The sequence below is a fragment of the Streptomyces sp. LN549 genome, assembly GCF_043203805.1.
GTDB lineage: Bacteria > Actinomycetota > Actinomycetes > Streptomycetales > Streptomycetaceae > Streptomyces.
In genome coordinates this window covers 844,569-866,492 of the sequence record NZ_JAZHRI010000002.1, presented here as the reverse complement: position 1 = coordinate 866,492, position 21,924 = coordinate 844,569, and the positions used below count along the sequence as shown (strand labels likewise).

The 21,924-nt window shown below is 69.7% G+C and carries 12 protein-coding genes; 8 read left to right on the top strand and 4 right to left on the bottom strand.

Going from position 1 to position 21,924, the window contains the following annotated elements:
- Positions 1-34 precede the first annotated feature (34 nt).
- Together SH922_RS03910 and SH922_RS03905 are read left to right on the top strand one after the other, a co-directional pair.
- Positions 35-2,473 carry a GH92 family glycosyl hydrolase gene (locus SH922_RS03910; RefSeq protein WP_393054696.1) on the top strand — a complete coding sequence of 813 codons (2,439 nt, stop codon included), beginning with the start codon at positions 35-37 and terminating at the stop codon, positions 2,471-2,473.
- 218 nt (positions 2,474-2,691) lie between these two features.
- Positions 2,692-5,976 (top strand): LamG-like jellyroll fold domain-containing protein, encoded by a 3,285-nt coding sequence (locus SH922_RS03905; RefSeq protein WP_393054694.1) that lies wholly within the window; start codon positions 2,692-2,694, stop codon positions 5,974-5,976.
- Between the two features lie 102 nt (positions 5,977-6,078).
- On the opposite strand, the gene SH922_RS03900 is transcribed toward SH922_RS03905, so the two are convergent.
- Both SH922_RS03900 and SH922_RS03895 read right to left on the bottom strand, forming a co-directional pair.
- The gene (locus tag SH922_RS03900; RefSeq protein ID WP_393054692.1) at positions 6,079-6,570 is read right to left on the bottom strand and encodes a hypothetical protein; all 492 of its coding nucleotides are present in this window, start codon (positions 6,568-6,570) and stop codon (positions 6,079-6,081) included.
- A 155-nt stretch (positions 6,571-6,725) separates the two neighbouring features.
- On the bottom strand, positions 6,726-7,823 hold the full coding sequence (locus tag SH922_RS03895; RefSeq protein ID WP_393063457.1) for a MerR family transcriptional regulator: 1,098 nt from the start codon (positions 7,821-7,823) through the stop codon (positions 6,726-6,728).
- A gap of 465 nt (positions 7,824-8,288) precedes the next feature.
- Here SH922_RS03895 and rph point away from each other — a divergent pair, with 465 nt between their 5' ends.
- Both rph and SH922_RS03885 read left to right on the top strand, forming a co-directional pair.
- Positions 8,289-10,898 (top strand): rifamycin-inactivating phosphotransferase, encoded by a 2,610-nt coding sequence (gene rph, locus SH922_RS03890; RefSeq protein WP_393054690.1) that lies wholly within the window; start codon positions 8,289-8,291, stop codon positions 10,896-10,898.
- A gap of 25 nt (positions 10,899-10,923) precedes the next feature.
- Positions 10,924-11,436 (top strand): GNAT family N-acetyltransferase, encoded by a 513-nt coding sequence (locus SH922_RS03885; RefSeq protein ID WP_393054689.1) that lies wholly within the window; start codon positions 10,924-10,926, stop codon positions 11,434-11,436.
- Positions 11,437-11,513: 77 nt separating this feature from the next.
- Here SH922_RS03885 and SH922_RS03880 read toward each other — a convergent pair whose 3' ends face one another.
- Both SH922_RS03880 and SH922_RS03875 read right to left on the bottom strand, forming a co-directional pair.
- The gene (locus SH922_RS03880) at positions 11,514-13,784 is read right to left on the bottom strand and encodes an AbfB domain-containing protein (RefSeq protein WP_393063456.1); all 2,271 of its coding nucleotides are present in this window, start codon (positions 13,782-13,784) and stop codon (positions 11,514-11,516) included.
- A gap of 166 nt (positions 13,785-13,950) precedes the next feature.
- Complete coding sequence (locus tag SH922_RS03875; RefSeq protein ID WP_393054687.1) at positions 13,951-16,404, bottom strand: RICIN domain-containing protein; 2,454 nt, start codon at positions 16,402-16,404, stop codon at positions 13,951-13,953.
- A 516-nt stretch (positions 16,405-16,920) separates the two neighbouring features.
- On the opposite strand from SH922_RS03875, the gene SH922_RS03870 reads away from it, so the two are divergent.
- From SH922_RS03870 to SH922_RS03855, 4 genes are all read left to right on the top strand, one after another.
- Entirely contained in the window at positions 16,921-18,006 is a 1,086-nt protein-coding gene (locus SH922_RS03870) for an ABC transporter substrate-binding protein (protein ID WP_393054685.1), read from the top strand.
- 168 nt (positions 18,007-18,174) lie between these two features.
- A complete protein-coding gene (locus SH922_RS03865) occupies positions 18,175-19,854 on the top strand; it encodes a sugar ABC transporter ATP-binding protein (protein WP_393054684.1) in 1,680 nt (559 codons plus the stop codon).
- Positions 19,851-20,825, top strand: a complete 975-nt coding sequence (locus SH922_RS03860) for an ABC transporter permease (RefSeq protein ID WP_393054682.1) — start codon at positions 19,851-19,853, stop codon at positions 20,823-20,825. The genes SH922_RS03865 and SH922_RS03860 overlap by 4 nt, the downstream gene beginning before the upstream one ends.
- Positions 20,822-21,865 carry an ABC transporter permease gene (locus tag SH922_RS03855; RefSeq protein ID WP_393054680.1) on the top strand — a complete coding sequence of 348 codons (1,044 nt, stop codon included), beginning with the start codon at positions 20,822-20,824 and terminating at the stop codon, positions 21,863-21,865. Before SH922_RS03860 ends, SH922_RS03855 begins: the two co-directional genes overlap by 4 nt.
- Positions 21,866-21,924 lie beyond the last annotated feature (59 nt).

Here is a 21,924-nt window from a genome sequence, read left to right as displayed (position 1 = left end):
ACAACGATGTCCGGACCCCTGGAAGGTACGCGACATGCCCCCCAGACCGCTGACCGCGACTCGGCGCCTCGCCGCGCGAACAGCCGCCGTGGTCATCACCGGCACGCTGGCCGCCGCCGCCCTGCCCCCCGCCGCCGAGGCCGCGGCGCCCGTCACCCGCCCCACCGCCTACGTGGACCCGCTGATCGGCAGCGCCAACGGCGGCAACACCTTTCCCGGTGCCACCCTCCCGTACGGGATGATCGCCTGGTCGCCGACGAGCACCACGGGCGACCAGACGAGCACCGGCGCCGCGAACGGATACGAGTACGGCGTCACGCGGCTGCGCGGACTGAGCCTCACGCATGTCAACGGCGCCGGCTGCAACCCCGGCGCGGCAGGTGACATCCCGATCATGCCGTTCGTCGGGGACGTCACCTCGTCGCCGTCCGCCGACACCAAGGACGCCGTCTACGCCTCGAACTTCTCGCACGAAGACGAGCGCGCCGTCCCGGGCCGCTACACCCTCGGCCTCGAATCAGGTGCCACCGCCGACCTCGCGGTCAGCCGCCGCGCCGGCGTGGCCGACTTCGCCTTCCCGGCCGACAAGCCCGCCAGCCTCCTCTTCCGGGTCTCCAACTCGCTCAACGGCAGCGAGGACGCCCAGGTCCGGATCGACACCGCGCACCGCAAGGTCACCGGCTCGGTGCTCACCGGCGCCTTCTGCGGCCGGCGCGCCAACGGCGGCACCAACAACCGCAAGAGCTACTACCGTCTCTACTTCAGCGCCTCCTTCGACCGCGCCTTCTCCTCCACCGGCACCTGGAAGGACGGCACACTCGCCCCCGGCTCGACCACCGGCAGCGGCGGCGAGGGCTACGCCACCGGGGCGGACCGGGCGGGCCGCGGATCGGGCGGCTGGGTCGGCTTCGACACCACGTCCGACAACGACGTCCACATGCGGATCGGCATCTCCTACGTCAGCCAGGCGGGCGCCGAGGCCAACCTGAAGGCGGAGATCGCCCCGCGTGCGGGGGTGGACGACGTCGCGGCCGCAGCGAGCCGCACCTGGGACCGGGAGCTGAACTCCGTACGCACGGGCGGCGGCACCGAGGCCCAGCGGACCACCTTCTACACCGCGCTGTACCACTCCCTGATGCAGCCCAACCTGGTCAGCGACACCGACGGGCGCTACCCCGGCATGGACGGGCAGCCGCACCGGATCGAGCGCGGTCAGGGGGCGCAGTACAGCAACTTCTCCGGCTGGGACCAGTACCGGGCCCAGATACAACTGCTCGCCCTCCTCAAGCCGGAGATCGCGGGGGACTTCGCCCAGTCGCTGTACAACTTCGCCCGGCAGAACGGCGGCGTGTGGGACCGCTGGGTGCACATCAACGGCGCCACCCATGTCATGACCGGCGATCCCACCGCGGCCACCCTCGCCACGTTCTACGCCATGGGGGTACGGAACTTCGACTACGAGGGGGCGTACGAGTCGCTGGCGCGTCAGGCGACCGTCCCCGTCGACGACGGACTCTCGGACGCCGGCTGCCCGGGTCAGTGCACCGGCCAGCGGCCCAATCTGGCCCAGTACCTGGAGTCCCACTACGCTCCGCAGGACGTCTGCCACTGCTGGGGCGGCGCGGCGGAGACGCTGGAGGACGCGGTCGCCGACGCGGCGCTGGGCCGCTGGGCCGCACTGCTCGGCCGCGACGAGGAGGCCGAGGCGTTCGAGGAGCGCGGCGGCTGGTGGCGCAACGTGTACAACCCCGGGGCCACGGACGGGGCCGGCACCGACGGCTACATCCAGGCCCGCAACCTCGACGGCTCCTGGGTCACGCCGTTCAGCCCGGGCAGTGACCGCGGCTTCGCGCAGGGCACCAGCGCCACGTACACCTGGATGGTCCCGCAGGACGTACAGGGTCTCTCCGAGGCGATGGGTGGCCGGGACGTCGCGGCGCGGCGTCTGGACGGCTTCTTCCACAAGGCGGACGGCTCCTGGTCGGTGAAGGGCGGCGACGCGGTGCGCTACGACCCGACGAACGAGCCCGGCATCCACGCCCCTTGGCTCTACAACGCGCTCGGGAAGCCGTGGAAGACCCAGGAGACCGTCCGCGAGATCCTGAACACGGTCTACGGCACGGGCCCGCGTGGCCTGCCCGGCAACGACGACCTGGGCACCATGTCCGCCTGGTACGTCTTCTCCGCGCTGGGCCTGTACCCGCAGGCGCCGGGCGGCGGGGAACTGCTCCTGGGCGCTCCGCTGTTCCCGAAGGCGGTGATCGGCCGGCCGCACGGCAGGGACATCACGATCACGGCCCCGGCTGCCGACGCCGCCCATCCGTACATCGACGCGGTGACGGTCGACGGGCGCGGCCACGACCGGTCGTGGACGGATGCGAGCCTGCTGGTCAGGGGAGGGGAGCTGGCCTACCGGCTGTCCGGGACGGCCAACACCTCGTGGGCCACGGCCCCTTCAGGGCTGCCGCAGTAGTCGGACGGTGACCCTGCGCCGGATCCCCGCGGCATGCCGGCGGGGATCCGGCGCAGGCATCGGTCTACTCGCCCCACCTGATTTATATCGTTGAAAATTCTCCGTGCACGACTGTTGTTTTGCGTTTGGTGCTGTGGCTCAATGTTCGATTATGTGCTGTGCCTCGCAGGTTCGAGGCACTTCAGCTCTCTCGACAGGACGACGCCTTGAGACGACAAATGCCCCGATCCCGTGCTGTGTTGAGAACGGTGGCCTGCGCCACCGCACTCCTGATTCCCGTCGGTGCCACGCTGGTCCCGGCCGCCGCGGCCACCCCGGCCACGGCCGCCACCACCGCCTCGGCGACCACGTCAGCGTTCGCGGCCGTCGACCCGGCCACCGCCGTCCACGGGCTGAAGGGCGAGTACTACAGCATGTCCGCGCCCGGTGCGCGGGACTTCGACAAGCTCGGCGGAGTCGCCCTCGACCCGCAGATCAATTTCCCCGGCCTCACCGGCACGTTCGAGTCCACCACCGGCCGTACGGAGAACACCACCGCCCGCTGGACCGGCAGCATCACGGCCCCCGAGGACGGCGACTACACGTTCGCGGCGAGCGGCGACAACGGCTTCCGGCTCTTCATCGACGGCCAGGTGGTCATCGACCACTGGGAGCCGGACTGGGACAACGAGCAGACCAGCAAGGCGATCGCGCTGAAGGCGGGCGAGCCGCACGCGTTCAAGCTGGAGATGTTCCAGGACACCGGCGGCGCCAACATGTTCCTGCGCTGGTCCAGCCCGAAGCTCGCCAGGCAGATCGTGCCCGAGTCGGCCTTCACCCCGCCGGCCGACTTCGAGGTCTACCCGGTCGGGCTGAGCGTCGCGGACGACGGTCTGAAGCTCCAGGCGGTGTTCGAGGACGAGGTCAGCGACTTCTCGGCGCTGGGGGACCACCTCACGATCGAGGCGGACACCTCGCCGATCCCGGTGAAGTCCGTCGCCCGGGCGCCCGGCAACGCCAAGGCGCTGATCGTCACCCTGGCCGGGCCCGTCCAGAAGGGCCAGCAGGTCAGGGTCGGGTACGACGGCGAAGCCGGCCTCCAGGTCGGTGGCAAGGCCGTTCCGCAGATCAGCCGCACGGCCGGGAACCTGTCCACGCACCGGCTGACCACCACCTGGGGCGACAAGCTCGACCGCAACCACCCGCTGCCCGAGTACCCCCGGCCGCAGCAGGTGCGCGACGCGTGGAAGAACCTCAACGGCCCGTGGGAGTTCGCCGGAGCCGCGGCGGGCGAGCAGCCCGTCTTCGGGAAGACCCTCGGTGAGCGCATCACCGTGCCGTTCCCGGTCGAGTCGCAGCTCTCGGGTCTCGAGCGCCACGAAGACCACATGTTCTACCGCAAGCTCGTCACCGTCCCGAAGAACTGGTCCGTGAAAGGCGACAAGAGCGGCAAGGCCAACCGGCTGAAGCTCAACTTCGGTGCCGTCGACTACCAGGCCCGCGTCTGGGTCAACGGCAAGCAGGTTGCCGAGCACACCGGCGGCTACACCGCCTTCAGTGCGGACATCACCGACGCAGTCAAGGGCAGCGGCCCGCAGGAAATCGTTGTCGCGGTCACCGACACCACCGGACCCGACCAGCCCACGGGCAAGCAGTCGGCCAACCCCGGCGGAATCTTCTACACCGCCTCCTCCGGCATCTGGCAGACCGTCTGGATGGAGCCCGTCGCCCCGGCCGCCGTCGACTCCCTGACGACCACCCCGGACATCGACAAGGGCAGGCTCGCCCTGACGGTCAACTCCGAGGACGCCTCGGACTCCGCCCGCATCACCGCCGTCGCCCGCGACAAGAAGGGCAAGGTCGTCGGCAGGGTCACCGGCCCGGCCAACCGCGAGCTGAGCCTGCCGGTCGCGAAGCAGCACCTGTGGACGCCCGACGACCCCTACCTCTACGACCTGGAGGTCACGCTCAAGGACGGCCGTTCCAAGGACACCGTCGACAGCTACTTCGGCATGCGGTCCTTCGGCGTCGCCAAGGTGGGTGGTTACCAGAAGCTGGTCCTCAACGGGAAGCCGTTCTTCTCCCTCGCCCAGCTCGACCAGGGCTTCTACCCCGACGGCCTGAACACGGCGCCCAGCGACTCCGCCCTGCTCTTCGACCTGAAGACGCAGAAGGATCTGGGCTTCAACTCCGTCCGCAAGCACATCAAGGTCGAGCCCGCCCGGTGGTACTACCACGCCGACCAGCTGGGTCTTCTGGTGTGGCAGGACTTCGTCTCCGGCAACCTCACCGGCGAGAAGGGCCACAAGGCCTTCCTCGACCAGGGGGCCGAGATGATGCGACAGCTGCACAACTACCCGTCGATCGGTGCCTGGATCGTCTTCAACGAGGGCTGGGGCGAGTGGGACCGCACCGAGACCGGCAAGATCACAGAAGAGGTCCAGGCCGCTGACCCCTCCCGCGTCGTCAACGCCCACAGTGGTGTCAACTGCTGCAACTCCAAGGGGGATTCGGGCAAGGGCGACATCATCGACCACCACGACTACAACAACACCGACCCGGCCTTCCCGGACGACAACCGCGCGGCGATGGACGGTGAGCACGGCGGCTTCACCCTGCGGATGCCCGGACACATGTGGCCGGGCGCGCCCACCGCGATCTACAGCGGTGTCGCGGACAAGGACGCCCTGACCGCGAAGTACGTCGAGAACACGCGCACCCACTATCTGGAGGCGGCAGGCGCCGAACTCTCCGGCTCCATCTACACCCAGGTGACCGACCTGGAGAACGAGCTCAACGGGCTCTGGACGTACGACCGCCGGGAGATCAAGGTCGACCCCGCCCAGGTGCGGAAGATCAACCGGGAGGTCATCGCCGCAGGCGCGGCCGCCGGCGAGCGGGACGAGATCAAGGGCGGCGGCGCCTGGTCCCTCGACGAGAACGAGGGTGCCAAGGCTGCAGACAGCGGGCCGAACCACAAGGACCTCACCCTCTCCGAGGGAACGTCCTGGACGTCCGGCGTGCAGGGCTCCGCGCTGAAGTTCAACGGTGAGGGCCAGTTCGCGCAGACCGACGGCCCGGTTGTCGACACCACCGGTGACTACACCGTGTCGGCCTGGGCGTCGCTGGACGCCCTTCCCGGCAACTACGCAACCGTCGTCAGCCAGGACGGGCGGCGTCAGGAGAACCCGTTCTACCTTCAGTACGGTCAGGGCGGGTTCGCCTTCTCCACACCGGGCGCCCACCGCGCCCGGCTGGAGATGAAGCCCGAGCTCGGCCGGTGGTACCACGTGGTCGGCGTACGCAGCGGTGACGAGATCAAGCTGTACGTCGACGGCAAGCTCGCCGCGACCGCGGCAGCTGGAAGCGCCGATGTCAGCACGGGCGCCCTGTCCGTGGGCCGCGCCAAGTGGTCGGGCGGGAACACCGACTTCTGGAACGGTTCCGTCGACCGGGTCGCGGTGTACGACAGGGCGCTGACCGGCGACGAGGTGAGTGCGCTGCACGACACCGAGCAGCCGTAGCCACCAGCTGTTCGTCAAGTGCCGAAGAGCTGAACCACTGAGCCGCTGCCTGTTGTCGCCCCGCGCGACAGCAGGCAGCGGCATCTGCGGGAACCGGCAATGTCAGGCCGTGTGTTTGTGCATCACATCGAGGTAGTGCCGATCACGGTGCGGCACGTGGTTGTCGCGTCCCGGCAGGCTGAAGACCGCGCAGACATCAGCGGGTCGGGTGATGAGGCTGGACTGCCGCCCGAAGGTGAGGTTGCCGTTGACCGCATGCCGGCAGCCTGCGCCGTCGAGGGCGGCGATCAGCTCCTCGCGGAGGACAGTGGCCTCGAAGGACTCGGAATCGGGCAGGACGAGGGGCGGCAGTCTGACGGTCGAACCGGGCCGGAGGCTGATCCAGATCCCGCTGACAGCCCGCTGAGTGATCACCAGCCGCAGCCCGTCCCAGGCGTACGGGTAGCCGTCGATATCGGGCCCCTTCAGGACGTGGGCCGGGTGCGGGCGCCCCGGGCCGAGAAGCTCTTCGGCCTCGGTCAGGGCCATTCCGCAGTTCAGGGGCCCGATCCGGCCGGTGCGGGAGAAGTCGACGAGTACATCCATCAAGGTCACGACAGGGACTGTGGCACTCTCCCGGTCCGGTTCGCACGTCGATATCAGCACGGCGCCGTGCTTGTGAACGTGTGGGCCGTCGACGACGGCCGGTCGAGGACGCCCCAGCAACCATCCGGGCACCCGGGCTCGGCCTGGCCACGCCGCGACGCAGTTCAGGCGATGAGCAGGCGGAGGCCGAGATCTGCCGCGTCGAGGCCGGCGAGGTCGCTGTTCCGCTCGCCCCAACGGCCGGACTCGAGGTCGTCGCCGAGGCTTCGTACCGCACGCTGCTCGGCCTCCGGCCCGACCCTCGTCCACACCGACATCGCACGGCGTACGTGATCCTCCAGATATGCCCCCGGCCGGCGCCAGTACGCCTCGAACAGACCGTCGGCGCAGTCCCACGGGATGGGCACCGGCTCAGCGCGGGCGCCGATCGCGTCGGCCATCCCACCGAGCGAGGGAAACTCTGCGAGGACGGCGGCGAACTCGGGCAGGTAGTCGCGGGTAAGCCAGAACCGGTCCTGCCACCCGGGCTCGTCGGTGTCGAAGGTGAGCACCACCACGCGGCGGGCCACGCGCCGCATCTCGCGCAGCCCCGCTATCGGGTCCCCCCAGTGGTGAACGGTGGAGACGGCCATCGCGACGTCGAAGGAGTGGTCCTCGAACGGCAGACTCTCCGCGGCGGCGGCCACGCACGATGCCGAGCCGGCAGGCCGCTGCCCCCGCATGACCGCCGATGGCTCCACCGCGGTCACATCGCGGTCAACAGGCTCGTAGGAGCCGGTGCCGGCCCCGACGTTCAGCACCGTCTGCGCGTCCCCGAACGCGTCCCAGATCTGCGCGGCGATCCGCGGCTCGGTACGCCGTGTCGCGGTGTAGGCTCCGCCGATCACGTCGTACAGCCGTGCACCGAGCATCTCCAGTTGTTCCTCCGGTGTCACCTTCACTCCCTTCGCCCGTGCCTCGAGTTCCCTGTCGATGGCCGCCACCATGGCGTCAGCGCGATCACGCCGTTCCAGCTGCAGCCCGCGCAGTCGGCGCAGGTGCGCGACCGCGTCGGTGGACGGGTCGCCGACCAGTTCCGCGACCTCCCGCAGCGCGAAGCCCAACCGTCGATAGGCCAGCACCTCTCGCAGCCGCTCCACGTCGCTCGCCGAATAGGCCCGGTACCCGGCCACGGTCCGCGCCGACGGCCGCACGAGCTCGATCTCGTCATAGTGATGCAGCGTGCGGACGCTCACGCCTGCCAGCTCGGCCACGCGTCCCACGGTCCAGTGATCTTCCACGGCTCCGACTATGCAGCCTGACGCCACGTGAGGGTCAAGAGCCTCGTGGCCAGCCGGCGCCAAGGGCGCTCGAAATGGCAAAGGCAAGGAGAGAGCTCTCCTTGCCACTCTCAACATATAGCGCGCCGGGGGGCTTGCCGCAAGACCCCGGTCACAGCGCAGAATCGTCGGCCTGTGCCACAACCTGCGGAAATCGGAGAAGGACGTGCGTGTGTTGCTGTCGACGTACGGGGGATGCGGTGACGTCGAATCAGCGAGGGGACCGGCAGTGCGGTCGCGAGTGCGCGGAGCGGTGGTGCGGGAGTGCGCGCCGCCCGGCCCGTCGGAGGCAGGGCAACCAGGGACGAGGACGTGCTCGACAAGAGGTTCGACAGAGTGGGAGGCGCCGGTGATTCGACCGGCCACCGCAGTGCAACGACGGAGCATGGCTGTTTCGGAGGTATCGAAGTGACTGGGCAGTACGTGCGGGATCTGGAAGAGGCCGACGAGACGCAGGTCGCGGTCGTCGGCGGCAAGGGCGCGCACCTGGGCGGGCTGTTGCGGATCGACGGCATCCACGTGCCGGCCGGCTTCTGTGTGACGACGGACGCCTTCCGGCGGATCATGGCGGAAGCGCCGCAGGTCGTCGACCGGATCGAGCAGCTGTCGCGCCTGGACCCGGACGACCGGGAGGCGATCCGCACGCTCAGTGCGCAGATCCGTCGGACCATCGAAGGGATCGCCGTCCCGGACGATCTCGTGGCAGCGATCACGCACGCGCTCGCCGAGCACGGCGCGCAGGCCGCATACGCCGTCCGGTCCAGCGCGACGGCGGAGGACCTGCCGACGGCCTCGTTCGCCGGCCAGCAGGACACGTACCTGAACGTCGTGGGGACGACGGCGATCCTCCGGCACGTCAGCCGGTGCTGGGCCTCTCTGTTCACCGAGCGGGCCGTGACCTACCGCCGGCGCAACGGCATCGACCACCGTTCGGTCCACATGGCCGTGGTCGTGCAGCGGATGGTCTTCCCGCAGGCGGCCGGCATCCTGTTCACGGCCGACCCCGTCACGGGCAACCGGACGGTCGCCACCGTCGACGCCGGTTTCGGCCTCGGCGAGGCACTGGTCTCCGGCGTGGTGAACCCGGACGTCTTCAAGGTGCGGCACGGCGAAGTCGTCGCCAGGACGATCGCCGCCAAACAGCGAGCCGTTCACGCCCTGCCGGCCGGCGGTACGCAGGAAGTGGCGATCGACGCGCAGCGGCAGGAGCAGCCGGCGCTGACGGATGCACAGGTCGTGCGGCTCGTGCAGCTCGGGCGGCAGATCGAAGCGCACTTCGGCCGCCCGCAGGACATCGAATGGTGCCTGGCCGAAGACGAGTTCCAGATCGTTCAGAGCCGTCCGATCACGACACTGTTCCCCATCCCCGAGGCCGGTGACCAGGACAACCACGTCTACGTCTCCGTCGGGCATGGGCAGATGATGACCGACCCCATGAAGCCCCTGGGGTTCTCCATGTGGCAGCTGACGGCCATGGTGGCCATGCACGAGGCCGGCGGGAGGCTGTTCGTCGACGTCACCCGGCGCCTGGCCTCGCCCGCGAGCCGCGCCGGTCTCCTGGACGCCATGGGGAAAGGCGATCCGCTGATCAGGGACGCCCTGGAGACCGTCCTGGACCGCGACGGCTTCGTACCGTCGCTTCCTGACGCAGGTCCCGGCGGCGGACCGCCGGCCGGCGGTGCGCCCGCCCCGATCGAGACCGATCCGGCCATTGTCACCGAGCTGATCGAGCGCAGCCGGGAGTCCATCGCCGCCCTGGAGCGCGACATCCGGACGAAGACCGGACCGGCGCTGTTCGACTTCCTGCTGGAGGCCTTCGACGAGCACAAGCGCGTCCTCAGCGACCCACTGAGCATGCAAGTGATCATGGCGGGGATGGAGGCCACCTGGTGGCTCAACGACAAGCTGCAGGAGTGGCTGGGCGAGAAGAACGCGGCTGACACGCTCACCCTGTCCGCCCCCGACAACATCACCTCGGAGATGGGACTGGCGCTGCTCGACGTCGCGGACGTGATCCGCCCGTATCCGGAGGTGGTGGCGTTCCTTCGGGGCGTCGAGTACGCCGAGGACGAAGCCTTCCTGGACGAGCTGGCGAAGCTCGCGGGCGGGACCGGAGCGCGCGACGCCATCGAGGCCTATCTCGACCGGTACGGCATGCGCTGCGTCGGCGAGATCGACATCACGAGGCCGCGGTGGCGCGAGCGCCCCAGCACGCTCGTGCCCGTGATCCTCGACAATGTCAGGAACTTCGAGCCGGGCGCCGCCGGGCGGCGCTTCGAGCAAGGGCGGCAGAAGGCGCAGAAGAAGGAACAGGACGTGCTGTCACGCTTGCGGGCCCTGCCGGACGGGGACCGGAAAGCGGACGAGGCCAAGCGGATGATCGACCGGGTCCGGACCTTCATCGGGTACCGGGAGTACCCGAAGTACGGCATCATCAGCCGCTACTTCCTCTACAAGCAGGCCCTGCTGGCGGAGGCCGACCGCCTCGTGCGGGCCGATGTGCTTCCTGAGAGGGAGGACATCTTCTGCCTCACGTTCCAGGAACTCCACGACCTCGTGCGGTCGAACGAGGCGGACCACCAGCTCATCCAGCAGCGCAAGGACGCGTTCCGCTCGTATCACGCGCTCACACCGCCCCGGGTGCTCACCTCGGACGGTGAGGCCGTCACCGGGGCGTACCGTCGCGACGACGTGCCGCCCGGCGCCTTGGTCGGCCTACCGGTCTCCTCCGGCACCGTCGAGGGAAGGGCCCGGGTCGTCCTTGACATGGCGGAGGCCGATCTCGAAGCAGGTGACATCCTGGTCACGGCCTTCACGGACCCCAGTTGGTCGCCGCTGTTCGTCGGCATCGCGGGGCTGGTGACGGAGGTGGGCGGCCTGATGACCCACGGCGCGGTGATCGCCAGGGAGTACGGACTGCCGGCTGTCGTGGGCGTGGAACAGGCCACCCGGCTGATCCGGGACGGGCAGCGGATCCGTGTGCACGGAACCGACGGGTACGTGGAGATCCTGCCGTGACCGCACGGTGTGTGAGGATCAAGGAATGGGAGAGCCGGAGATCCGTCGCCGTCGCGAAGACGACCTGTCCGCATGCGTTGAGGCGCTGGCCACCGTGCACGAGGTGGACCGCTACCCGGCCGAGTGGCCGGCGGACCCGGGACGCTGGCTGACGCCCGACGGCGTGCTCGGGGCCTGGGTGGCCATGTCAGGCCCGGACGTCCTGGGGCATGTGGCACTGACCCGTACCGACCACGTCCTGGCGGCGGAGGCGGGACTTCCGCCGGAGGGAGTGGCCTCGGTGGCCCGGCTGTTCGCCACGGCGTCGGCCCGCCGTCGAGGCGTGGCGCGTGTGCTGCTCGACACCGCGATGGCGGCTGCGGCAGCCGAGGGCCTGCGACTGGTCCTCGAGGTCGAGGACGGCGGCAAGGCCGCCATCGCCCTCTACGAACGCAAGGGGTGGCGCCATGCCGGCAGCCGCCCCGGTGACTGGACGACGGCCGACGGCCGGACGGCGCTGTTGCACACCTACGTGGCCCCGGCCGCAGGGACCCGTTAGCCGACGGCCCGGATGCGACGCAGGCACGTCGCATCCGGGCCGTGGCCGTAACGGGTGAAACGGCGCTGCGGGTCAGATCACGGGGCCCAGGGTGCTTCCACCGCCCAGGTGGTGTCCTCGGTGAACGTCGCCGGGTTGTCCCAGGTGTGCGTGCCGCCCGGCATGGCCAGCCACACCTCCGAGTCGATATGGCGCAGATAGCTGCCCGGCAGATTGGCGCTGGACAGCCGCACCCCTCCCGTCCCGGCGACCGCACACCAGGTGGCGTCGGCCTTGAAGAGCGCCGAGCCGTCATCGGCGTCGCGCCGGACCCGGAAGTTCTGGTGCCGGAGGTACTCGCCGGGATAGTTGCGGGACTCCAGTGAGTAGCAGTTGCCGTTGGCGAGCCCGGTGACGACCTTCCAGGTGGAGTCGCTCTTCAGCAGCCCGTCGCTCGCGCCGTCGACGACGGCGGTGAAGGCGAGCGAGTCCTGGTGGCGCAGGTACCTGTCGGTGTATTCCGGCGTGGTGACGCGCAGGGACGTGTACTGACCGGTGGGCAGGGCCACCGGCGGGGCAGGGTTCTTCGAGGCGTTGATGAGGGCCTGGTTGGCCGCCTTCACCCGTGCCACGTCCACCTTGACCACCTGGCGGTCATAGGTGAGCAGCCCGTTCGCCTCGTTCTCCACATCGGTGATCTCCGTGTAGACGGAGGCGGAGAGGCCTGCGGGCAACTGGCCGACGCGGATGCTGTCGAGCAGCCCGACGAAACGGTTGTTGAGCGCAGCGACGCTCGCCTGGTCCTCGTAGCTGAAGCCGCCGCCGGGGAACCACTCGTGCCCCGGGACCTTGTAGCCGAGGCCGCCGAACTCGCCGAGGACGGCCGCCCGGGTCGCCGTCGGCGCGGTGTTGCCCGGTCCCACGTAGACATGGTTGTCGATCACGTCCCCGTTGCCGCCGTCGACCGAACCGCAGCAGTTGACTCCGCTCATGTTGTTCACCAGCCGGGACGGGTCGTACGCCTTCACCTCGTCGGCGATCCTGGCTTGGTCGTACTGCCCCCAGCCCTCGTTCTGGTCGACCCACATCACCAGTGCGGGCGAGCTGCGGTGCTGGTCGATGACCGCGTGGTACTCCGCCTCCCACTGCGTACGGGCCGCCGCGTCAGGACTCTTGCCGGTGTCCATGGCAGGCATGTCCTGCCAGACCAGCAGGCCCAGCTTGTCCGCCCAGTAGAACCAGCGCTGCGGCTCGACCTTGATGTGTTTGCGGACCATGTTGAATCCGAGGTCCTTGTGCGCCTGGAGATCCGACTTCAGCGCCGCGTCGGTCGGTGCGGTGTAGATGCCGTCCGGCCAGTAGCCCTGGTCCAGGGTGCCCGTCTGGAAGACGAACTTGCCGTTGAGGACCGGACGCAGCACGCCGTCGACCTTCGCCACGGCGATGGACCGCATGCCCGCGTAGCTGCCGGCCGAGTCCGTGACGGCCGAACCGTCGAGCAGCTCCGCCTTCACGTCGTAGAGGAACGGGTCCTCCGGACTCCACAGATGCGCGTTCGGCACCGGCACGGAGAGCTCGGAGCCGACGTTCCCGGTGGCCGTGCCGACCACGTTCCCGCCGCTGGAGACGGTGATCCGGGCGCTGCGCCCCGCCGCCGAGGCGCCCTGCACCTTCACGCGCAGCGCACCGGCGCCCAGGTCCGGCGTCATGTCCAGACGGGTGATGTGGGCCGTCGCGACCGGTTCCAGCCAGACCGTCTGCCAGATGCCGGAAGCCGCCGTGTAGAAGATGCCGCCGCCGCTGTGCGGCTGCACGTCGTTGATGCGCTGCTTGCCGACGGCCTGGCCGCCGGTCTGTGTCGGGTCGTACACGGAGACCACGACGGTGTTCGTCCCGCCGTTGAGCTGCGGGGTGATGTCGTACGCGAACGAGTCGTAGCCGCCCTTGTGGGCGCCCGCCTGAGTGCCGTTGACCCATACCGTGGTCTGCCAGTCGGAAGCGCCGAAGTTCAGCTCGACCCGGCGGCCGTTCCAGTCGGCCGGCACGGTGAAGGTGCGCTTGTACCAGAGCTTGTCGTTCTCGGTGATCTTCCGCTGGATGCCCGAGAGGGCGGACTCCGCGACGAACGGCACGCGGATCTGATCGGGGAACGAGGAGGGCTGCCCGGCGTCCCGGCCGGTCACCGCGAAGTCCCAGATGCCGTTGAGATTGGCCCAGTCGGGGCGCGTCAGCTGTGGGCGCGGGTACTCGGGCAGCGGCTTGTCGACCGGGACCTGGCCGGTCCACGGCGTCGTCATCGGGGACGGTTTGGGCGCCCAGGAGGCGGCGCCGGCCGGCACCGATCCGATTCCCACCAGCGCGGTGGACACCAGCGCCAGCAGTCCGGTCGCGGCGATCGCCCGTCTCCACCACGGCCTCCGGCCGGGCACACGTAAACGGCTCATCGGTTCGTCTCCTTCGTCGGGTTCTGCCCCGGTAAGGGGAAACTCCCCGCGCCGGGTGGCGCGGGGAGCGGTGCGGGATTGCGTGGAACGGTCAGGGTCGGACGAGCTGCCAGAGGTGGTCGTCGGTGCCGTTGTCGTCGAACTGGACGACGTGGGCGCTGTCTTCGGTGGACATGCCGTCGACGCCGAGGACCTTGCCGGAGTGGCGGTTGCGGATGCGGTACCAGCCGTCGCCGTCGGGGACGAGCTGCCAGAGGTGGTCGTCGGTGCCGTTGTCGTCGAACTGGACGACGTGGGCGCTGTCGGCGGTGGACATGTTGTCGACGCCGAGGACCTTGCCGGAGTGGCGGTTGCGGATCCGGTACGAGCCGTCGCCCTCGGGGACCAGTTGCCAGTCGTGGTCGTCGGTGCCCGTGTCACCGAACTGGACGACGTGGGCGCTGTTGGCCGTGGACATGTTGTCGACGCCGAGGACCTTGCCGGAGTGGCGGTTACGGACCCGGTACCAGTGGTCGGAGAGCCAGGGCTCCGCACCCGGGTCGGCTGTGGGGAAGGAGGTGACGCGCAGCCGGGCCGCGCCCATGGGAACGAGCGTGATCTCCTCCACCGGCTCGGTACTGCCGGCCGGACCGTCCTGGAGCGGGGCCACGACATGCTCGCCGTCCGCCGTCCATTCCGGGATCCGGCGGGCCTTCGCGGTCATGGTCAGCGGGGTGCCGTCGAGCGTGAAGGGGTTGGCGTCCTTGACGTGGCGGACCGTGTGGTGGCGCAGCGATGCGGCCGGTTTCCGGTCGTCGAGGACGAGTCCGTAGTTCCACGGGCTCGTGGCGTGCACCGCGTACTCGGGGAACTGGTCGGTGCCGCCGATGCGCTGGTACTCCTCCCCGATCCGCAAGGAGTACGTGAGAGGACCGCGGTCCACGCTCACGGCACCGTGGTTCTGCTCCCAGGTGCGGACCGTGGTCCTCTGCGGGAAGCGGAGGGTCACCTTGTCGCCGTCCGCCCAGGTGCGGTCGACCCGGGTGAAGGCCGGTCCGGCCGGGGCGTCGACCGGACTCCCGTTGACCGCGATCTCCGGGCTGTCGCACCAGGCGGGAACGCGCATCACCAGGGGGAACGACAGCCTCTTCGGCGTCTTCAGGGTCAGTGTGACCGTGTCGGCGAACGGGTAGCCGGTCTCCTCCGTGAACGTGACCTCGGTGCCGTCAGCGACCTTCGCGGTGACCTCGCAGCTCGCGTACATCGCGGCGGCGAGACCTCCGTCGGGGGTGGCGAGCCACAGCTCCTCGACGAAGTAGGGCCAGCCCATGCCGTAGTTGTGCGGACAGCAGCGGTACTGGTCGACGCCGGGCAGGAACGCCTGCATGGCGAAGCCGTTCTGGAACTGCCGGCCGCTCTTGGGCACATCGTCGAGATCGATGCTGTTGGCGCTGGTGATGTAATGGACCGCCTTGCCCGACGGGTCGAGCGAGGCGGGCAGCGAGTTGAACGCCAGCTCCTCGCAGCGGTCGGCCCACAGCGGATCGCCGGTGATCCGGGTGAGCAACTGGTGGCTGGCCATGAACTCGACGATCCCGCACGTCTCGAAGCCCTGGCGGGGATCGCCGTGCCCGGGGCGCGCGTTCTCGTCCCCGGCGAAGCCGCCGCCGGGGAACTGGCCGTACTGGGCCATGGCTTTGCCGTACGTCCCGTACGTATTGCGGGTGTCGTCGGCCGATCCGCTGCGCAGTGCGTACTGGGCCGGCTCGCGGAAGCCCTGCGCGATGTTCACGTTGTGCAGATTGACCAGGTTGTCGCCCCAGTCGGCGCCGTTCGCATGGATCTTGTCGGCGAGGTCCAGCAGGAAGGTGTCGCCGGTGCGGTTGAAGAGCCAAAAGACGCTGTCCAGGCCGTCGCCCCAGCGCAGGGCGATCCAGCTGGTGTTGAAGGCGCCGGGCCCCTGGGCGTTCATGTAGCGGAAGAACCGGCTGAGGAACGGGATGACGCGGGTGTCGCCGGAGTACTCCTGCCAGGAACGCAGGGCCTGTACCAGCGGCAGGAAGGGCCAGAAGTCCGGGCCGCCGTTCAGGGACGTACGCAGAGGCTTCGGGCCGAAGAAGCCGTCGGACTGCTGGGTGGCGAGAATCGCGTCGAACCAGCGGCGCACGGCAGCCAGCGCCTTGGCGTCGCCGGTCACGATCGCGAGGTCGGTGTATCCGCGCAGCCAGTACGGGACCTCCTCCCAGCCGCCGAGTTCGGGGCGGACCCAGCCGGTGGCGGTGAAGTCCAGGAAGTGCGAGAACTCCTCGTAGCGGCCGCACAATCCGTCCAGCTGGAGCTTGAGCTGTCCGGCCAGCCAGCCGCGCGCGGAGACGCGGCCGGGCGGGAGCTTCAGGAACGCGGTCGGGTGCAAGGGGGCGGCGTTGGGGGAGTAATGGCCGCCGTGGACCGGCTTCACCCGGTGTTCGGCCGCGGTCGCCGTGGTGGCCCAGCGGCCGGACGCGGCTGTGGTGGCGGCGACGGTGGCCAGCGCACCGGCCATGAGTTGTCTGCGGTTCAGGGGCATGGAGGGCTCCTGCTCTCGGCCGGCCGTGCGGGGCTCCGGCTCGGGGTCGGCACATGACACGTGCGGGGCTGCCATGACGCCCACCGGTCCCGGGGGCGGATTCCGGACGCGCGCATGGCAAGGCAACGCCGTCGCGACCGGAGGGGGTGGCGGCGGCACCGTGCTTGCAACGTTGGAAAATTGGGTACCGGCGGTATGACAGCACGGCGTCAGGCGACTGTCCAGGGGTGCGGCGGCAACTGGTGGGGTGGGCGCCGTCCGCCGTGCCGCGTGACTCCGACACATTTTGGAAACGCATCGACAACGCTCTTGCCGCCTGCGCCGCGGCGCCTATATAACGTTGTAAACCGAGCCGCCGAGAGGCCGCGCAGACTCTCACGACCGCAGTTCGTCCAGCTAGCGGGGTCGTGAGGAATGCAGTGACATCAGCCGCCGAGCGGTAGCCGATGCATCGTCCAGCCATGCCCGACCGCACGCCCATCGGCGTGCCGTCATCCCGCCAAGGAGCTCCCGCGCATGATGATCCAGCGCCGAACCCGTACCCTCGCCGTGGCCTGCCTCCTCGCCGCCACCGCCACGCTGGCCGCCTCCGGCTGCTCCAAGTCGGAGACCTCGGACACCGCGAGCACCGACAGCAGCCAGGGCGCCCAGGCGGCCAAGACCCCGGAGTCCTCTTCCGGTTCAGGCTGCTCACTGCAGACCTACGGTGCGCCGAAGCTGGACCTGAAGAACGCCGTGGTCGGATTCTCCCAGTCGGAGAAGGAGGCCAACCCGTTCCGGATCGCCGAGACCCAGTCCATCAAGGACGAGGCCAAGAAGGTCGGCGTCAAGAAGCTGCTCACCACCAACGCCCAGTCGCAGCTGTCCAAGCAGATCAGCGACATCCAGGACATGCTGTCCCAGGGCGCCCAGTTCCTCATCGTCGCCCCCCTGAACTCAGACGGCCTGGAGCCGGCGCTGAAGGCCGCCGCCGCCAAGAAGGTCCCGGTCCTCACCATCGACCGCAAGGTCAACTCCACCGCCTGCAAGGACTATGTGGCCTTCCTCGGCTCCGACTTCGTGGAGCAGGGCAAGCGCGCCGCGGACGCGATGATCAAGACGACCGGCGGCAAGGGCAAGGTCGCCATCCTCCTCGGCGCCTCGGGCAACAACGTCACCACCGACCGCACCAAGGGCTTCGTCGACCAGCTCAAGGCCAAGGCCCCCGGTCTGGAGATCGTCGCCCAGCAGACCGGTGAGTTCGCCCGGGACAAGGGCCAGCAGGTCATGGAGCAGCTGATCCAGTCCAAGCCCGACATCACCGCCGTCTACGCGGAGAACGACGAGATGGGCCTCGGTGCCGTCACCGCGCTGAAGGCCGCCGGCAAGAAGCCCGGCAAGGACGTCAAGATCGTCTCCGTCGACGGGACTCGCAACGCCGTCCAGGCGCTGGTCAACGGCGAGTACAACGCCGTCATCGAGTCGAACCCGCGGTTCGGCCCGCTGGCCTTCGCGACCGCCCAGAAGTTCTACGGCGGCGAGGAGATCCCGGAGAACGTCATCATCACCGACCGCGCCTACGACGAGTCCAACGCCAAGGCCTCGCTCGGCGGCGCGTTCTGACCGAGACCGGCCCCACCTGCCCGGACGGCCGACAGCCGGCCGCGTACTGATCCGTACGCGGCCCCGGCCCGTACCGGATCTGCCGGACCACCCGCCGCCGTGACGCTGCCACCCGTCACGGCGGCCCCGGGCCCACACCCTTGGAAGAGCGGAAGGCCAAGAACAGCCATGGCACCACCCGAAGCAGTACCGCAGCCGCCGCAGTCGGCCGCCGACGCGAAGGAGGCATCCGTCCCGGCCGCCGACGCGCGGCCGGGCGCCGGGTCCGGCGCGCGGCAGGACTCCGCGCCGGCCGCGGCCGTCCTCGAAGCCCGCTCGGTGAGCAAGCGATTCCCCGGCGTCGTCGCCCTCGACGATGTCTCCTTCTCCCTGCGCGCCGGGGAGACCCACGCACTCGTGGGGGAGAACGGAGCCGGGAAGTCCACCCTGATCAAGGTGCTGACCGGCGTCTACCGGCCCGATGAGGGCGAACTGCGGCTGGCCGGTGAACAGATCGCCTTCACGCGGCCGTTCGAGGCGCAGCAGGCAGGCATCTCCACGATCTACCAGGAGGTGAACCTCGTCCCGCTGATGAGCGTGGCGCGCAACATCTTCCTCGGCCGTGAGCCCAAGAACCGGCTCGGCCTGATCGACTTCGCCCGGATGCACCGCGAGACGACCGAACTGCTCGACGGCTTCGGCGTGCGCGTCGACCCGAAGAGGCCCCTGCACACCCTGGGCATCGGCACCCAGCAGATGGTCGCGCTGGCCCGCGCCGTCTCGGTCAACGCCCAGGTCGTCATCATGGACGAGCCCACCTCCTCGCTGGAGCCGCGCGAGGTCGAGACGCTCTTCCGGGTCATCGAGGACCTGCGCGCACGTGGCATCGCCGTGCTCTACGTCAGCCACCGCATGGACGAGCTCTACCGGATCTGTGACCGTGTCACCGTGCTCCGCGACGGCCGGCACATCCACACCGGGGACCTCGCCGACCTCGACCGCATGCAGCTCGTCTCGATGATGCTCGGCCGCGACATGGCCGAGGTCCGCCGCTCCGGTCTCACCAACTTCGGCTCCGAGGGCCACGACGCCTCCCGCACCCCCGTGCTCACCGCGACCGGCCTCTTCCGCGACCACCAGCTCCACGACATATCCCTGTCGTTGTACGCGGGTGAGGTGCTCGGCCTCGGCGGACTCCTCGGCTCCGGCCGCAGCGAGACCGCGAAGGCCCTGGCCGGCGCGCTCGCCCTGGACTCCGGCGAACTCAGCATCGGCGGCCGCACCCTGCGCCGCCTCACCTCCGCCGGCGCCATCCGGGCAGGCATCAGCCTGCTCCCCGAGGACCGCAAGGCCGAAGGCATCGTGCCCGGCCTCTCGGTCCGCGAGAACATCGTGCTGGCCGCGATGCCCCGCCTCTCCCGCGCCGGCATCGTCTCCCGCGCCAAGCAGGACCGCATCGTCGACATCTTCATGAAGCGGCTGCGGATCAAGGCCGCGAGCCCCGAGCAGAAGGTCGGCGAACTCTCCGGAGGCAACCAGCAGAAGGTCCTGCTGGCCCGCTGGCTCTGCCTTGAGCCCAAGGTCCTGCTGCTCGACGAACCCACCCGCGGCATCGACGTCGGTGCCAAGGCCGAGGTCCAGAGCCTCATCGACGACCTTGCCCGCGAGGGCCTCGCCGTCCTGCTCATCTCCTCCGACATCGAGGAACTCATCGAGGGCGCCGACCGCATCGTCGTCCTGCGCGGCGGCGCGGTCGCGGGCGAACTGTCGGGCGACGAGGTGGCGGAGAGCCATCTGCTCGAAGTGCTCGCCGACCACTCACCGGCGCTCGCAGGAAAGACCCCGGCCGCCAAGGAGGACCCCCGATGACTCAGGCCGCACTCACCACGCCCGCAGCCCGGCCGCTGGCCCGGCTGCGCGACCCCTCCTGGTACCAGGAGTACGGCGTCTATCTCGCCGTCGCGGTCGTCCTCCTCTTCAACGCCCTGTTCACCGAGCACTTCATGACCGCGGACAACCTCCGCACCCAGCTCGTGCAGGTCGCCCCCATCGTCATCGTCGCCCTCGGCATGGCGCTCGTGATCGGCACCGAGGGCGTCGACCTCTCCGTCGGTTCGACCATGGCGCTGGCCACCGCGCTGCTACCGCTCTACCTCGGGTACGGGCTGGTGCCCGCTCTCGGCATGGCGCTGCTGGCCGGCGCTGTCGTCGGAGCGATCAACGGCTCACTGGTCTCCCTCGTCGGGCTGCAGCCGATCGTCGCCACCCTCGCCCTGTTCGTCGGCGGCCGGGGCCTGGCCCTGGTCATGGCGGACGGTCAGCTCAAGCAGATCGTCAACCCCGACCTGCTGTCGCTCGGCACCGGATCCTTCCTCGGTATCCCGCTGGTCGTGCTCATCGCCGCCGTCCTCGCGGTGGCCGTCGCGTTCCTGGTCCAGCGCACCACCTTCGGCCGCCAGGTCGTCGCCATCGGCGGCAACCGGTCCGCGGCCGCCCTCGCCGGACTTCCCGTACGACGCGTGCTCATCGGTGTGTACGTGCTCTGCGGGGTCCTGGCGGCCCTGGCCGGCATCCTCGCCACGGCCAGGCTCACCGCCAGCGACCCCTCCTCGCTCGGCACCCTCATGGAACTCTCCGCCATCACGGCGGTCGTGGTCGGGGGCACCCCGCTCAACGGCGGCTCCATCCGGGTTCTCGGCACGGTCGCCGGCGCCCTGCTGATGCAACTGCTGCGCGCCACCCTCGTCAAGCACGACCTGCCCGACTCCACCGCACAGATCGCCCAGGCGGCCATCATCATCGCCGCCGTCTACGTCGCCCGGGAGCGTCGGTCCCGATGAACGAAACCTCACCTGCCCCCGCGGTTCAGGCCCCGGCACCGCGCAGGACACCGACAGCGGCCGGCGGCGGCGCACCCCGCCCCGCGGCCGGGCAGCGCATCGCCGAAGTCCTCCAGCGCCAGGGCGTGCTCGCGGTCCTGCTCACGGTCGTGATCGTCGCGTCCTTCATCTACCCGACGTTCGCCACGCTGGACAACGCCCGCGGTGTGACCATCCAGGCCTCTTTCCTGGCCGTCGTGGCACTCGGCATGACCATGGTCATCATCACCGGCGGCATCGACCTGTCCGTCGGGTCCGTCTTCGCCCTGGGCGGTGTGCTCGCCGCCTGGGCCTCCCAATGGGGCTTCCTGGCCGCTCTGTTCGTCCCGCTCGTGGTGTGCGGTGCGATCGGACTGCTCAACGGCTTCCTCGTGGCCCGCGCCGGGATGGCACCCTTCATCGTCACTCTCGCCACCCTGCTCGGGGCGCGCGGCCTGCTCCTCGCGTTCACCGACGAGGGCGCCACCACCTATCTGGTCCCCAAGGGCTCCGCCTTCGCCGAGCTCGGACAGGGCAGCGTCTGGGGCTTCGGCTACCCGATCCTGATCGCCCTGGTGCTGTTCGGCATCGGCGGACTTCTCCTCCAGCGCACCTCGTTCGGGCAGACGCTCTTCGCGGTCGGCGGCAGCAGTGACGCGGCCACGCTGATGGGCCTGCCCGTAGCCCGTACCAAGATCCTCGTCTACACGCTCAGCGGGCTCCTGGCCGGACTCGCCGGCGCGCTCAACGCCGCCAGGCTCTCCTCAGGCGTCACCATCGTCGGCGTGGGCATGGAGCTCGACGCGATCTCCGCCGTCGTCATCGGGGGCACCCTCCTGATCGGCGGCGCAGGATCGATCAGCGGCACGCTCTGGGGTGTACTGCTACTGGCCGTCATCCAGAATCTGATCAACCAGATCGGCTCGCTGAACTCCTCGTACCAGTCGGTCGTCAGCGGAGGGTTCCTTATCGTTGTCGTCGTGGCCCAGCGCTATCTGGCGCGCAGCCGCAGAACCACCTGATCCGGTGCCGGGGCCCTGGGCCCCGGCACCGTTCGAGCCGAACCGGCAGAGCCGGGCCA